The 14,603-nt window shown below is 74.5% G+C and carries 14 protein-coding genes; 9 read left to right on the top strand and 5 right to left on the bottom strand.

What is annotated here, in order from left to right:
* Positions 1 to 67: 67 nt before the first annotated feature.
* Both ACFQTY_RS08330 and ACFQTY_RS08325 read left to right on the top strand, forming a co-directional pair.
* Complete coding sequence (locus ACFQTY_RS08330; protein WP_378099326.1) at positions 68 to 283, top strand: hypothetical protein; 216 nt, start codon at positions 68 to 70, stop codon at positions 281 to 283.
* Between the two features lie 259 nt (positions 284 to 542).
* Positions 543 to 1,928: a hypothetical protein gene (locus ACFQTY_RS08325; protein ID WP_378099324.1), complete on the top strand. Its 1,386-nt coding sequence runs from the start codon at positions 543 to 545 to the stop codon at positions 1,926 to 1,928.
* A 98-nt stretch (positions 1,929 to 2,026) separates the two neighbouring features.
* On the opposite strand, the gene ACFQTY_RS08320 is transcribed toward ACFQTY_RS08325, so the two are convergent.
* Both ACFQTY_RS08320 and ACFQTY_RS08315 read right to left on the bottom strand, forming a co-directional pair.
* Positions 2,027 to 2,671: an NAD(P)-dependent oxidoreductase gene (locus ACFQTY_RS08320; protein ID WP_378099322.1), complete on the bottom strand. Its 645-nt coding sequence runs from the start codon at positions 2,669 to 2,671 to the stop codon at positions 2,027 to 2,029.
* 82 nt (positions 2,672 to 2,753) lie between these two features.
* Positions 2,754 to 3,731 (bottom strand): aldo/keto reductase, encoded by a 978-nt coding sequence (locus tag ACFQTY_RS08315; RefSeq protein ID WP_378099320.1) that lies wholly within the window; start codon positions 3,729 to 3,731, stop codon positions 2,754 to 2,756.
* Positions 3,732 to 3,932: 201 nt separating this feature from the next.
* On the opposite strand from ACFQTY_RS08315, the gene ACFQTY_RS08310 reads away from it, so the two are divergent.
* From ACFQTY_RS08310 to ACFQTY_RS08285, 6 genes are all read left to right on the top strand, one after another.
* Positions 3,933 to 4,586: a DedA family protein gene (locus ACFQTY_RS08310; protein WP_378099318.1), complete on the top strand. Its 654-nt coding sequence runs from the start codon at positions 3,933 to 3,935 to the stop codon at positions 4,584 to 4,586.
* Complete coding sequence (locus tag ACFQTY_RS08305; RefSeq protein WP_378099316.1) at positions 4,583 to 5,113, top strand: GNAT family N-acetyltransferase; 531 nt, start codon at positions 4,583 to 4,585, stop codon at positions 5,111 to 5,113. Before ACFQTY_RS08310 ends, ACFQTY_RS08305 begins: the two co-directional genes overlap by 4 nt.
* A 75-nt stretch (positions 5,114 to 5,188) precedes the next feature.
* A complete protein-coding gene (locus tag ACFQTY_RS08300; protein ID WP_378099313.1) occupies positions 5,189 to 5,644 on the top strand; it encodes a GatB/YqeY domain-containing protein in 456 nt (151 codons plus the stop codon).
* An 11-nt stretch (positions 5,645 to 5,655) separates the two neighbouring features.
* Positions 5,656 to 8,274, top strand: a complete 2,619-nt coding sequence (locus ACFQTY_RS08295) for a cation-translocating P-type ATPase (protein ID WP_378099311.1) — start codon at positions 5,656 to 5,658, stop codon at positions 8,272 to 8,274.
* A gap of 47 nt (positions 8,275 to 8,321) precedes the next feature.
* Positions 8,322 to 8,837: a septum formation family protein gene (locus tag ACFQTY_RS08290; RefSeq protein WP_291761037.1), complete on the top strand. Its 516-nt coding sequence runs from the start codon at positions 8,322 to 8,324 to the stop codon at positions 8,835 to 8,837.
* Between the two features lie 38 nt (positions 8,838 to 8,875).
* The gene (locus ACFQTY_RS08285; RefSeq protein ID WP_378099308.1) at positions 8,876 to 9,265 is read left to right on the top strand and encodes a DUF4280 domain-containing protein; all 390 of its coding nucleotides are present in this window, start codon (positions 8,876 to 8,878) and stop codon (positions 9,263 to 9,265) included.
* 9 nt (positions 9,266 to 9,274) lie between these two features.
* On the opposite strand, the gene ACFQTY_RS08280 is transcribed toward ACFQTY_RS08285, so the two are convergent.
* The 3 genes from ACFQTY_RS08280 to ACFQTY_RS08270 form a co-directional block, all read right to left on the bottom strand.
* On the bottom strand, positions 9,275 to 9,628 hold the full coding sequence (locus ACFQTY_RS08280; protein ID WP_337974306.1) for a hypothetical protein: 354 nt from the start codon (positions 9,626 to 9,628) through the stop codon (positions 9,275 to 9,277).
* Positions 9,629 to 9,668: 40 nt separating this feature from the next.
* Positions 9,669 to 11,645 (bottom strand): DUF4157 domain-containing protein, encoded by a 1,977-nt coding sequence (locus ACFQTY_RS08275; RefSeq protein WP_378099306.1) that lies wholly within the window; start codon positions 11,643 to 11,645, stop codon positions 9,669 to 9,671.
* A gap of 91 nt (positions 11,646 to 11,736) precedes the next feature.
* Entirely contained in the window at positions 11,737 to 13,671 is a 1,935-nt protein-coding gene (locus ACFQTY_RS08270) for an ATP-binding protein (protein ID WP_378099304.1), read from the bottom strand.
* Between the two features lie 298 nt (positions 13,672 to 13,969).
* Here ACFQTY_RS08270 and ACFQTY_RS08265 point away from each other — a divergent pair, with 298 nt between their 5' ends.
* Complete coding sequence (locus ACFQTY_RS08265) at positions 13,970 to 14,596, top strand: DUF4255 domain-containing protein (protein ID WP_378099302.1); 627 nt, start codon at positions 13,970 to 13,972, stop codon at positions 14,594 to 14,596.
* Positions 14,597 to 14,603 lie beyond the last annotated feature (7 nt).

Genomic DNA, 14,603 nt, shown 5'->3' with positions numbered 1-14,603 from the left:
GGACGACAAGGCGGTGCCGGGCCGCACGGGAGCGGACCGCCCGCCGCGAACCCCACGGAGGTGCGCGATGACCGTCCCGCAGACCCCTGACGACGCCCAGCCCGGCCTCGACGAGGTCCCCGACCCGGTCAAGGCGACGGAGCCCAAGGCCGAACCCGCGCCCGACGAGCGCGACGACGAGGACACGACCGGACCGGTGGTCGCCGCACCGGGCCTCGGCGGCGCCACGACGACGCCGATGCCGCCCGTGCCGCCGGTGCCCGACGTCGGCAGCGGCCACTGAGCCGAGGCGGCGAGCCGTAGCGCTCGGCGCGTGGCGACGTGGTCGTCGTCACAACCGCCCGGACCGGCGTCCGCACAAGGTCTCGGCGCGGCTGCGATCAGGTCACGGGCAGGCCACGATCTGCCCGTAACCTGGGGAGGTCCTGTGTGACCGGTGGTCGTCCGACGTCTCGCACAGCACCTCCACCTACCCTGGCAGGACATCCCGCCCGGCCCCGGAGGTCATCCTGAAGCGCACGCTGCTGCACAGCCGCCCCGCGGTGTGGACCGCCTTCCTGCTGGTCCACCTGTGGCTGGCGGTGCTCGGCGTGTGGCTGATCCCGCAGAAGGCGTTCTGGGACCTGGACCTGTACCGCTACTGGATGTGGCTGGGCGTGCACGGGTTCGGGTGGCCGGCGATCGACACCAGCTGGGTGTACCCGATCGGTGCGACGGTCCCGATGCTCGCCGCCGGGTTCGGCGGGCTGGCGATCGGCCACGGGTACGCGCTGGCCTGGTCGATCATGGTGACGATCCTCGACGTGCTCGCCATGGCGATGCTGCTGCGCCGCGACCGCGGCCAGGTGGGCGGCTGGTGGTGGACCGGCTTCCTGCTGCTGCTCGGCCCCATCGCGATGGGCCGGCTCGACGCCATCGTCGTCCCCCTGGTGATCGCCGCCCTGCTGTGGAGCATGGACCGACCGGCCGTCGCGTCCGCCCTGCTGACCATCGGCGCGTGGATCAAGGTGGCGCCCGGTGCGCTGCTGGTCCCGCTGTTCTGGGGCGCGCACAGGCCGTGGCGCGACGTGGTCGCACCGGCGGCGGGCGTCTCCGCGATCGTCATGGGCACCGCGATCGGCTTCGGCGGGCAGGGGCACGTGCTGTCGTTCCTGCTCGAGCAGGGGCAGCGCGGCCTGCAGATCGAGGCGCCCGGCGCGACCCCCTGGGTGCTGGCCGCGCTGTTCACCACGTCGATCAAGCGGGTGCTGAACGCGCAGATCGTCACGTGGGAGCTGCTCGGGCCCGGGACGCAGAAGATGGCGGACCTGCTCGGGCTGCTGCTACCGATCGCCGCCGCCGCCGCGATCGGGCTGCTGTGGTGGAAGCGGGAGCGCGTCGGCCTGGCGCTGTGGGCGCACCGGAGCAAGCGCGGTGAGCTGGTGGTGCGCGGCGCGATGCTGATGACCCTGGTGCTGCTGGTGTTCAACAAGGTCGGGTCGCCGCAGTACATGACGTGGCTCGCCGCACCTGTCGCCGTGGCGCTGGTGCTGGGCCTGCCGGGCTGGGGCACCACCGCCAAGTGGGTGCTCGGCGTCGGCGCCGCCACCCAGCTGGTGTTCCCGTGGGAGTACACGGAGATCACCGGCGGCGGCCTGGGCGTCACCCTGGTGCTCGCCGCCCGCAACGTCGCGCTGATCGGCCTGCTGGTGCACACCGCCCGAGAGCTGTTCCGGGTGCAGGCGGACGACCCGGCGGCGCCGAGCGCGCCCGCTGACCGGCGCCCGGCCCCGGAGCCCGTGTCGAGCCCCGTGCTGGCGGACGCCCTGCTGGTCGACGAGGCGCCGGCGGCGGAGACGACGCCGAGCCCCGCGCGTGAGCCGGTGGACCCGTCGCCGCGACGTGGCGTGCTGCCGGACGGCGGCCTCGCGTCTCCCGCAACACCCTGAGGCGACCGCCACGGCGGCGAGCGGTGCGGCGGAGCCGACGCGCCGCGCCGAGCGCAGCCCCCTGCCCGCGCTGAGCGGGCGCGCCGGCTCCGGCGCGGTCAGTAGGCGGCCGTGAAGCGGGTGCGCCGGTGGGTGGGGTTCTCCACCTCGTCGAGGATCGCGATGGCCAGGTCCGCGCCGGACAGGTCGGAGCGACCCTCGTCGTCCGTCAGGAGCACGTCGTCCCCCAGCCGGAACGTGCCGGTGCGCTCACCGGGCGCGTAGGCGCCGAAGCCCGCCGCAGGGCTGATGTAGAACCAGTCGAGCTGCTCGGGGCTCTCGCGCAGCTCGCCGAGCACGGCGGCCAGCTCGAGCGACTCGGGCTTGTACTCGGCGGGGAACTCCGGGGTGTCGAACAGGCGCGGACCGCCAGGGGCGACGTGCAGCGAACCGGCGCCGCCGATCACCCCGAGCCGCACTCCGGCAGCCTGCGCGGCGACGGCGAGCTCACCGATCACCTCGCCGATGCGGCCGGTCAGCGCGCCGCGGGGGGACAGCGCCTCGATCACCACGTCCGCGTCGGCAACCGCCGCGGTCGCGTAGGCGGGGTCGAGCGCGTCCGCCTGGCGGTAGGTGACACCCTCGACCGGCTGGTCGGGCAGCGAGCGGCTGACCGAGGTCACCTGGTGGCCGCGGGCGGCGGCCTCCTGGACGATGTGCCCGCCGGCGTAGCCCGTGCCGCCCAGAACCGTGATCCGTGCCATGTGTGCTCTCCTCGAGGTCGTCGTCCGCATCCGGCCGCTCACCTGCCCGGTGGCGCCGTCGACCTGACGAACACCTCCGAGGTCAGAACCCTTCCGGGGCCTGCGGGAGGTACGGCTGCTCGAGCTGCGCCAGCTCCTCCGGGTCGAGCCGGACGGCGAGCGAGGCGACGGCGTCGTCGAGGTGGTGCGGCTTGGTGGCGCCCACGATCGGAGCCGTGACCGCCTCCTGCTGACGCACCCACGCGAGCGCCACCTGCGCCCGGGACACCCCGCGCTCGGCGGCGATGCGACCGACGGCGTCGACGATCGCCCGGTCGGCGTCCTCGCTCTGCCGGTAGAGGGTCTGGCCGAAGCGGTCGGTCTGCGAGCGCGTCGTGGTCGTGCCCCACTCGCGGGTCAGCAGGCCGCGGGCCAGCGGGGACCACGGCAGCACGCCGATGCCCTGGTCCAGGCAGAACGGGTGCATCTCCCGCTCCTCCTCGCGGGACAGGAGGTTGTACTGGTCCTGCATCGAGACGAACCGGGTCCAGCCGCCCAGGTCGGCGGTGTACTGGGCCTTGGCGAGCTGCCAGGCGTACATCGACGAGGCACCGATGTACCGGGCCTTGCCGGCGCGCACCACGTCGTGCAGCGCCTCCATGGTCTCCTCGATGGGAACCTGCGGGTCCCAGCGGTGGATCTGGTACAGGTCCACGTAGTCGGTGCCGAGGCGGGTCAGGCTCGCGTCGATCGCCGAGAGGATGTGCTTGCGGGACAGGCCGCCGCCGTGCGGGCCGGCGTGCATGCGGCCGTGCACCTTGGTCGCCAGGACGACCTCGTCGCGGGACGCGAAGTCGCGCAGCGCGCGGCCGACGATCTCCTCGCTGGACCCGTCGGAGTAGACGTCGGCCGTGTCGAAGGTGTCGATGCCCAGCTCGAGGGCTCGTCGGACGAACTCGCGGCTCTCCTCCTCCGGGAGGCTCCACTCGTGGTTGCCGCGGGCGGGGTCGCCGTAGCTCATGCAGCCCAGCACGATCGAGCTGACCTGCAGGCCGCTGCTGCCGAGACGGTGGTGGTCCATGGGTGTCCTCACGTCGGACCGAGGGTGTCGACCCCCGGCGGGAAAACGGCTGCGCGGGACGGTGCGAACCGGTCCCTGCGCAGGTCGGAGCGGTCTCCACGCCGGCGGAGGCGCGCCCTGCTCGAGGCTAGCCCGCGACCCCGGCAGGCGCCGGGCGGGATCGGGTGCGACCGTGGAACGACCCGCCACGAGGAGGACCACGTGATCACCGAGCTGGCCACCAGCGTGTCCGTGTCGCCCGCGTCCCTGCTGCACGCCTTCGGACCGTGGGCGCTGGCGGGGATCGCGGTGATGATCTTCATCGAGTCCGGGGTGCTGTTCCCGTTCCTGCCCGGCGACTCCCTGATCCTCACGGCGGTGCTGCTGCGCGGTCAGCTGGGGCTGTCCCCGGTGTGGATCGCGGTGGTGGCGTTCCTCGCGGCGGTCGCCGGGGACCAGACGGGGTTCTGGCTCGGCCACCGGTTCGGGCGGCGGTTCTTCACGGACGACGCGAAGGTGCTGACCACCGCGCGGCTGGCGGAGGCCGAGCGCTTCTTCGACCGGTACGGGCCGGTGTCGCTGGTGCTGGCGCGGTTCGTGCCGATCGTGCGGACGTTCGTGCCGCTGGTGGCCGGCACGGCGCGGCTGCGGTACCGGCGGTTCGTCGTCTGGAACGTCACCGGTGCCCTGCTGTGGGTGGTGGGGCTGACCGTCGTCGCGCTGGCGCTAGGACGGGTGCCGTTCGTGGCGCACAACATCGACCTGCTGGCGGTCGTCGTGGTGGTGGTCTCGGTGATCCCGATCGTCGTCACCGCCCTGCGCCGGCGCGCCACGACCGGCTCCCCCGACCGGGACCGGGCTACCGTCCACGGGTGAGCGACTGGGTGCTGGACGTGCCGCTGCGCACGGAACGGTTGGAGCTGCGCGAGCACCGGGCCGGTGACCTGGAGGACCTGCTGCTGTTCCACGGGGACCCGCAGGTCACCCGGTACACGCCGTGGCCGGTGCGGGACCGCGAGCAGACCGGTGCCGCCCTCGACAAGCGCCTGACGCTGACGCACGCCGCCGAACCGGGCCAGGCCATCAGCCTGGCCGTGGTGGAGCGGGCGAGCAGCACGGTGATCGGCGAGGTGATGCTGATGCGCAGGTCGGACAGCACCGCCGAGCTGGGCTACGCGATCCGCACCGACCGCTGGGGGCAGGGACTGGCGTCCGAGGCTGTGGCGGCCCTGCTCGACGGAGCGGCGGCGCTGGGGGTGACGGAGGTGCGGGCCGTGGTGGTGGACGGGAACGACGCCTCCGTGCGGCTGCTCGGGCGGATGGGGTTCACCGAGCTGGGGGTGCCCGGTCCGGCGGCCAAGGACGGCAGCCCGACGCGGACGTTCGCGCTGACCCTGGGCTGACGGCGCGGCGGGTCGATCTAGTCGTCGGCCGGGAAGTCCGTCGCGGGCGCCTGCGTCGCGCGGGACGATGGGGGCGTGACCCTCCTCGACCGCCTGGACACCGACCTGCACACCGCGATGAAGGCACGCGACACGTTCGCCACCGGGACGTTGCGGCAGGCGATCGCCGCCGTCCGCGGCGCCGCCAAGTCCGGCCCCGTCGCGCGCGAGCTCGACGACGACGAGATCGTCGCCGTGCTGACCGCCGAGGTGAAGAAGCGCCGCGAGAGCGCCGAGATCTACGCCGGCGCGGGCGCCACCGACCGGGCCGCCAACGAGACCGCCGAGGCGGACTTCATCGAGGGCTACCTGCCCGCGGCGCTGAGCGACGCCGACCTGGACGCGCTGGTGGCCGAGGCGGTCGCCGCGACGGGTGCCACGTCGATGAAGGACATGGGCGCCGTGATGAAGGCGGCGCAGGCCGCGGCGGCGGGCCGTGGTCGCGTGGACGGCAAGGCCCTGTCCGGCAAGGTGCGTGCGGCGCTGAGCTGACGTGGGCTGACGTGGACGGGGCGCGCCGCGGGCTGACCTCCGCGCAGGCGGCCGCCCGCTTGCGGTCGGACGGCCCGAACGCGCTGCCCGCACCGCACCGGCGGTCGCCGCTGGCGACGTTCGCCGCGCAGCTGGTGCACGCGTTCGCGCTGCTGCTGTGGGTGGCCGCGGGGCTGGCGGCACTGGCCGGCCTGCCCCAGCTGACCGTGGCGATCGCCGTGGTGGTGCTGGTCAACGCCGCGTTCTCGTTCCTGCAGGAGGCCCGTGCCGACCGGGCCGCCGAGCGGCTGCGGTCGCTGCTGCCCGGCTCGGTGAGCGTGCGAAGGGACGGGCAGCCGCGGCAGGTGGAGGCGGCGGACGTCGTCGCGGGCGACGTGCTGCTGCTCGAGGCGGGCGACCGCGTGCCGGCCGACGGCGACGTGCTGCTGGCCGATGCGGCGCTGCTGGACACCTCGACGCTGACCGGTGAGAGCGAGCCGACCACGCTGGACGTCACCGAGCGGGTGTACGCCGGGACGTTCCTGGTGGAGGGGCTGACGGAGGCGGTCGTCGTGGCGACCGGACCGCGGACCCGGCTGGCGGGCATCGCCAGCGCCACGTCGGCGGCCGGCCTGCACCCGACCCCGCTGACCCGCGAGCTGACCCGGGTGGTGCGCGGCATCGGGGCGATCGCCGTCGTCGCCGGCGGTGCGTTCCTGCTGCTCACCCTGCTGATCGGCCGGCCGCTGCCGGACGCCTTCGTGCTGGCGATCGGCGTGACCGTCGCGCTGGTGCCGGAGGCGCTGCTGCCGACCGTCACCCTCGCGCTGGCGTGGGGCGCCGAGCGGATGGCGAAGCGGCAGGTGCTGGTCCGCTCGCTCGAGGCGGTCGAGACGCTGGGGTCCACGACGTTCGTGTGCACCGACAAGACCGGCACGCTGACCTTGAACCAGATGACGGTGGTGGCGGCGTGGACGCCTGCCGGGTCGGCGCGGGTGGGCACCGCCGGGTACGCGCCGACGGCTCCGGTCGACGTCGACCCCGGTGCGCACGAGGCGATGGTGGAGCTGGGCCGGGCGGCCGCCCGGTGCTCGCGCGGGTACGTGGAGCAGGCCGACGAGCGGTGGGTGGCGCACGGCGACCCGATGGAGGCGGCGCTGGACACCTTCGCCCGACGGCTGGGTGTGGACACCCCGAGGGTGCGCGTCGAGTCGTGGGCCGACGTCGCGTTCGCCTTCGACCCGCACCGCCGGCGGATGAGCGTGGTGGCCGGCGACCAGGTGCTGACCAAGGGTGCGCCGGACGCGCTGCTGCCGCTGTGCCCGGCCGACGAGGCGGCGGGGGCGGCTGCCGCCCTCGCGCGACTGTCCGGGCAGGGGCTCCGCGTGCTGGCCGTGGCGAGCCGGCCGACCGGGACTACGGCGCCGACGACCACCGCCGCGGCCGAGACGGGGCTGCACCTGCTGGGCCTCGTCGGGCTCGAGGACCCGCCACGGCCGGAGTCGGCCGCCGCGATCGCCGCGTGCCGCAGCGCCGGTGTGCAGGTCGCGATGATCACCGGCGACCACCCGGTCACCGCGGCGGCGATCGCGCTCGAGGTGGGGCTGCGGACCCCGGACGGTCCCGTGCACCTCGGCGCCGACCTGCCGGCGGACGACGAGGCGCTCGGCGCGCTGCTGGACCACGACGGGGTGGTGGTGGCCCGCGTCGCACCGGAGGACAAGCTGCGGATCGCGCGGGCGCTGCGCGCCCGCGGGCACGTGGTGGCGATGACCGGCGACGGCGTGAACGACGGGCCGGCGCTGCGCGAGGCGGACATCGGCGTGGCGATGGGCGCCTCCGGCACCGACGTCGCCCGCGAGGCGGCCGACCTGGTGCTGCTCGACGACCGGTTCTCCTCCGTCGTCGCGGGCATCGAGCTGGGCCGCGCGACGTACGCCAACGTCCGCCGGTTCCTCACCTACCACCTGACCGACAACGTGGCCGAGCTGGCGCCGTTCGTCCTGTGGGGCGTCACCGGCGGGGCGTTCCCCCTGGCGCTGGGCGTGCTGCAGGTGCTGGCCCTGGACATCGGCACGGGCACGCTGTCGGCGACGGCCCTCGGTGCCGAGCCGCCCGCCCGCGGCGTGCTGGCCGAGCCGCCGGCGGCCGGACGGCTGCTGGACCGCACCGTGCTGCGGCGGGCGTTCGGGCTGCTGGGGCCGGTCGAGGCGGTGGTGTCGCTGACCGCGTTCACGGTGTCGCTGCTCGCGGCCGGATGGCGGTTCGGCGATCCGGCACCGGGGGGCGCGGTGCTGGCGACCGCGTCCGGTGCGGCGTTCCTCGCGGTGGTGCTGGGACAGGCCGCCAACGCCTACGCCTGCCGCAGCGAGGGCCGGGCGGCGCCCGGCCGGGCGAAGAACCTGCTGCTGGTGCCGGCCGTGGCGATCGGCATCGCGTTCTGCCTGGTCACCATCTACGTGCCGCCGCTGGCGCGGCAGCTGGGACAGGCGCCGCCGAGCCCCGTGGGGTGGGCGGTGGCGCTCGGCGCGCCGGTGGCCGTGCTGGTGGCCGATGCGCTGGACAAGGCGGTGCACGCCCGTCGGGCGACCCGTGCCCCCGAGGCAAGTTCCGCAATGACTACGGAGGTCACGCCGGCGGCCCGCGGCTAGCGTCGAGGCGGCGCACGACCGTGCGCGGCACACCGTCCGGAGGGCACATGAGGGCAGCACCAGGCATCCACCGCGCGGGCACGGTGCGGCGGGCGCTCGTCGTGCTGACCGCCGGAGCTGTGGTGCTCGGCACGCTGAGCGGCTGCTCCCTGTTCGGTCGGGACAAGAAGGGCCACGCGGTCTCCGCGCTGGCCGCCAAGCCCGGCGACTGCGTGATCGCGCCGACCGCCATCTCCGCGGAGATCAAGGACGTCACCGTGGTGCCCTGCTCGCAGCCGCACCAGCAGGAGGTGTACGCGCTGGCCGCGTACCCGTTGCCCGCCGGCACCGAGAAGTCCGCCGCCTACCCCGGCGCCGCGGTGCTCAAGGCGTTCGCCGACGGCGCCTGCCTGTCCGCGTTCTCCGGCTACGTCGGCTCCGACTACCGCGACTCGTCGCTGTACTTCACCTACCTGCTGCCGTCCGCCCGCGGCTGGCAGGCGGGCGACGACCGGGACGTCACGTGCGTCATCACCACCACGGGGGCCAAGCGCACCTCGTCGGTCAAGGGATCGAAGCTCTAGCAGCAGCGGCGCGGCACTGCGCCGACGGGAGGACGACCATGGGCAAGCCCGCCGCCACCGCGACCGCGATGCTGCAGTGCAGCTTCGGCCTGGCCCCCAGCACGCTCAACGTGCTGCCGATCGCGCGCGTGATGATCGAGGGCAAGCCGGCCGCGGCGATCACCGACGCGATCCCGATGGTGAACATCCCGCCGTTCGGCATGTGCACCTCGCTGGCGAACCCGCAGGTGCTGGCCGCGACGACGGCCGCGCTCGGCGTGCTGACGCCGATGCCGTGCGTCCCGGTCACGGGCGCGTGGGTGGGCGGTGCGGTGCAGACGACGATCGGCGGGAAGCCCGCGCTCACCCTGGGCGCCACCTGCACGTGCGGGTTCGGCGGCGTGATCCAGATCGTCAACCCCGGCGCGGTGCGGACGCTCGAGTCCTGAGCGCAGGGGTCACTCGCGGCCGGCGAAGGACTGCGCGAGGCCGTCGATCCGGGCGCGTGCCTGGGTGTCGTCCGCCGGTGCCGTCGCCCACAGCAGCAGGTCGCCGTTCACCGTCGTCTCGACCACCAGGTCGGTCTGCCCGGCGAGGCCGCGCAGCTGCTGCTGGGCCGCCTCGGCCTCGTCGTAGTCGTCGAACTCGAGCACCGTGACGTGGGCCTGCTCCCCGGGCCAGTCGAAGGCGATCGCGTCGAGCGCGTCGACGTCCTCGGCGGTCGGCACGGGGTCGGTCTGCTGCACGTCGGGGTCCTGGGTCAGGCCCAGCAGGGCCAGCACGCGGCTGCGCTGGTCGGTGAGGCTGCTCATCGGTTCTCCTTGTCGACGGGCTGGGATGCTCGCGAGCCGATCAGGCCGGCGGCATCGCCTTGTTGGCGTCGGACCACTTGCCGTCGCTGATCGCTTCCTTGAACTTCGCCCACTTGGAGTCGAGCGTCGTCGCGCTGATCTTGGCCTTCTTGGCCTTCCAGGCGGCGCGGAACTTCTCCTCCAGCTTGGCGATGCTGCCCCCGAAGTAGATCTCGGCCAGCACGGTCTCCTGGTCCACCTTGCTCGACCCGAGGATCCGCAGCATGCCGCGGACGAAGGTGACCTGCTTCTGGTAGTTGTCCCGCTCCGGACCGCCGTCCTTGGCGGGTGTCGCGTCCTTGGCCGCGAGCATCCGGGTGAAGAACTCCGTGATGCCCTCGTTCAGGTCGAAGCCGTAGGTGTCCAGCACGTCGTTCGGGGCGTAGCGGTGCATGGACTCGTGGATCGCCGTGCTCGGCGTGCCGCGGTCTGCGTGCAGGATGGCCGGCTCGTCGGCGTTCTTCGTGGAGGCGTACGCGTTGGTGCTCTGCTCCTCCTCGGCCGAGTCGGTGGGGAACTCGACGCCGTAGACGATGGCCCAGTCCTCCGGCGAGACGCTGGCCACGTAGCCCTCGCCCTTCTTGCCGGCGGCGACGGCCGTCTCGATGAACGGCTTGATGTGCGGGTAGTCCTCGATGTTGGTCGTGATGAACTCGTCCGCCTCGGCACCGGTCAGGTGGTGCTTGACCTTGGTGCCGTCCTTCTTGGTCTTCTGCTTCGCCATGTTCACGGCGGCGAGCAACGACATGTAGTACAGGTCACCGAGGTGGGCGCGGCCCTTGGCCATCACCGCGGGGTCGTCGGCGATCGACTTCTTCTCCGCCGTGCTGAAGGTGTTGATCAGCACGCGGAGCGCGTCCATCCGGACCTTCGCCTCGGCCTTGCCGGCCGGGGCGGTCTGCGGGTCGCAGGCCTCCTCGAAGCGCTCCTTCGCCGACTTGGGCGTCGGCGGGGCGACGGCCTCGGTGGTGGGCGTCTGCGTGGTCGGGGTCTGGGTGGTGGGCGTCTGGCTCGGCGCCTGGTCCTGGGACGGCGTCTGGGGTGCGGTCTGCTCGGGGACCGGCGTCGGCGCCTCCGGCTGGGGCGGTGCCTGCGGCGTGACGGACTCCGGCGTGGGCACGGGCGGCTCGCCCCCCTGCGGCACGGGCAGCGGGACCGGCTGCTCGGGCGTGGGTGCCTGCGGCGTCAGCGCCTCCGGCAGGGGTGCCTGCGGCAGGGTCGGCGCCTTCTTCTTCTTGCCGCCGAACAGCTTCTTGAACGGGTTCCAGCGGCGAACGGTGGTGCCCTCGACGCGGGCCTGCTGCCGGCGCAGCGCCTCGGCGCCACCAGCGCCCGCGCCGTCGGCCGTCGCGCGACCTGCCGGCTCGGCATCCGCCGTGCCCGGCGTCGCGACACGCGCCGCCTGCCGCTGCAGCCGCTGCACCGTCCGCTCGGCCACCGCGTCGGCGGCCGCCTCCGCCGGGTCGTCGGCCCGCCCGATCACGGGACCGTCCCCCGCCGGTGCGACCCGGCCGCTCTGCTGCTGCACGACGTGGGCCAGCTCGTGGCCCAGCAGCCGGTCGCCACCCGGGGTGCCCGGCGCGTAGGTGCCGCTGCTGAAGTACACGTCGCTGCCCGCCGTGAAGGCCACGGACTGCACGGACCGGGCGATCGTGTCCGCCTCCGCGTCGTCGTGGATCCGCACGCCGCCGAGGTCCGCGTCCATCGCGGCACCCATGCGCTGCGCGACGGCCGGCTCGAGCGGCCGTCCCTGGCCCTGCCGCCGGCGCAGCACGTCCGCGACCTCGGGTGCGGCGGCGGTCCCGCCGAGCGGGTCCTGGGTGGCGGCGCGGCGGCGGACGTCCACCGCGAGCCCGGGGACGGCGACCGCGTCCACGGCGTCGTCCTGCGCCGGCTCCGTCGCAGTGACGGGGACGGCGGGCGGCGCCGCGGTCAGGCGTCGCTTCTCGAGCGTCGTGCGCTCGTTCTCAGCCGGCATGGTCGCCCTCGCTCTCGATCGGAAGTGTCGTTCGGACCCGCCCACCTGGCCGACCGCTCGCCAGGGCCCTGCGCCTCGCAGCCACCGGTGGTCAGCCCGGCGCGAACCCGTCGGCCGGCACGCGCCTGCCGAGCTTGTGGTACTCGGCGACCGTGGCCGCGAGCACGTGCCGCATGCCCACCGGCTGACCGGCGGCGATCGCGTCGTAGGCCGCCGCCAGCACGATGTTGCGGATGTCGCCCCCGGCCAGCTCGATCTGCTTCGCGAGGTGCGGCACGTCCACCGGGTCGGCGGGGTCCGTGGTGACCCGGTCCAGGTGCGAGCGCCACAGCAGCCGCCGCGTCGGCTCGTCGGGGTCCGGGAAGTGCACGATGAAGCTCATCCGGCGGCTGAACGCCGGGTCGAGGTTGCCGTGCAGGTTGGTCGCCAGGACGGTGATGCCGTCGAAGCTCTCCATCCGCTGCAGCAGGTAGGCGACCTCCTGGTTGGCGTACCGGTCGTGGGCGTCCTTGACGTCCGACCGCTTGCCGAACAGCGCGTCGGCCTCGTCGAAGAACAGCAGCACGTCCAGGCTCTCCGCCTCGTGGAACACGCGCTCGAGGTTCTTCTCCGTCTCCCCGATGTACTTGTCGACGATCGACGTGATGTCCACCCGGAACAGGTCCAGGCCCAGCTCGGCGGCGATCACGTGGGCCGCCAGCGTCTTGCCGGTGCCGGGGCTGCCGCTGAACAGGGCCGCGATGCCGGTCCCCTTGCCGCCGACGTCGACCAGCCGGCCGTCGGCGAGCACCTCGTCACGGTGCTGCGCCCAGGAGACCAGCCGGCGCAGCGTCGCGGCGGCGTGGCCGGGCAGCACCAGGTCGTCGAACGACGGCGCACGGCGCGGCGCCGCCGCGGGGCCCGTGGTCATCGAGCCGGCCACCCGGCGGGCGGCGGCCCGCGCCGAGCCGGCGGACAGCTGCGCACCGGTCAGCGCCGCGAGGTCCGTGGCGTAGCGGGCGGCGTCCGCGATCGACTCGGGCGCCAGCCGCAGCGCCGTCAGCGCCGGGTCCGCGACGCCGGCGCCCAGGTGCTGGTCCCACACCAGGGTGCGGTGCTGCGTGGTCACCGGCGGCGCCTCGACCACCAGCGGGTGCCGGGCCAGCCACAGCGGCTGCCACGGCCGGTCGCTGACGGCGAGCACCGGCACCACGGACTGCGCCAGCGCGAGGAACGCCGACGCCGGGTCGGCCGCCCGCTCGGTGGCGGCCAGCTGGTCGGCGTTGGCCAGCACCAGGCCCGCACCGCGCAGCGCCGCCTCCCGCACCAGCGACCTGACCAGGGCGGACAGGTCGGCGGACGGGGGCACGCGGGCGAGGTCCACCGCCAGGCAGCCGACGCCGGCGGCCGCCAGCGCCCCGGCGGCCAGCGACAGGCCGCCCGAGCCGAGCGGTGAGCGCACCCAGACCAGTGGCGCACCGGCCTCGACGGCCGCGGTCAGCACGCCGTCGGCGTCCAGGTCCGGCAGCGGCACCGGGTCGACCAGCAGCGCGGCCAGCGGGCCGTCGAGCTGGTCGACGCCCGTCAGGTGGGCCAGCACCCGGTCCGGCAGCCACACGTCGCGCAGCAGCCACGGCTGGTCCTGCTGCTGCTCGAGCAACCCGTACCGGCGCAGCGGAGCGCCGGCACCGAGCCGGCCGTGCGCCTCGCTCGACAGGGACGGCTGCCCGGTCAGCTCCAGCACCAGGCCGGTCGACGCGCGGGCAGGTGATCGCTGCCCCCGCAGCAGCCCGTACACCAGCGCGAGGTTCGCGTCGAGGTCCGGTGCGGCCGCGACGGTCAGCACGTCGACGTCCTCCGGGTCCAGCCCGAACACGTCCGCGACGCCCGCCAGCCGGTCCTCCTGCTGCGGCAGCGGACCGGCGTACTCGTCGCGCAGCACCTCGAGCGCCGCCTCGAGCCGCGCCGCCAGCACCGGGTCCGCGACGTGCCGCCGGTCCGCCGCGAGCTCGACCGGCTTGAGCAGGCGCGCCAGGCGTTCGCGCACGACGGGCCTCCTTCACGACGACGGACGGCGCGCGGCACCGGGCCGCCCTCGAGCCGGCACGGCGACCCACGGCGCCGGGGCTGCCGGTGGGCTGCCGGCACCGCCGGTGCGGGTCGACCGGCCGGACCGCTCCGAGTCTGACCGCGGCGCGTGCGCACGGTCGAGGGCTGGGCGGCAACTTCGGTAGCGATTACCGATGTTGGCCGTTCCGCCCGGTTCCTAGCATCGGCAACGCCTCTCCGGCGTGCGATGGCTGCTGGCATGCGACGGCCGCTGGCATGCGACGGCTGCTGGGCCGGTGACCGGGCCCCCGGGCGGCACGTCGAGCAGAAGGGAGCCCGCCATCCTCATCCCCACTGTCGAGGACGGGCTCGAGAGCTACCTGCGCTCCGCCCTCCCGCTCACCCCGGAGACGGGCGACATCTCCTTCGAGGCGCCGTCGTCCACCTGGGCCGCGCAGGTCAACCGGATCACGGTGAGCCTGTTCCTCTACAACGTCGCCCGCAGCCCGGTGCCGCCGCGGCCCGCCGCCTCGCGGCCCGGGCCCGACGGGCGCGCCGAGCACCGGGCACCGCTGCCGATGGTGCAGCTGTCCTACCTGGTCAGCGCCTGGGCGGGGAGCACGCGGGACGAGCACCAGCTGCTCGGGGACGTGCTGACGCGGCTGGTGGCGCAGCAGGTGCTGCCCGTCGAGCACCTCGCCGTGCCCCTGGAGTCCAGCGTGCAGCTGAGCCTCGCGGTGGACGAGCTGAACCGGCCTCGGGAGCTGTGGTCCGGCCTGGGCGGCACCCTCAAGGCGTCGTTCACGCTGCTGGCGACCGTCGCCGCGGACGCCTACCCGTGGCAGCTCACCGCGCCGGCCGTCACGTCGGTCGAGGCGACCGCGACCCCGCTGCGCCCGGCCGTCCTCGACCGCAGGGCGTGACCTGACC

This window comes from Cellulomonas sp. T2.31MG-18 (assembly GCF_964266755.1).
Taxonomy (GTDB): domain Bacteria; phylum Actinomycetota; class Actinomycetes; order Actinomycetales; family Cellulomonadaceae; genus Cellulomonas.
This window is presented reverse-complemented; position numbering and strand designations above follow the sequence as displayed.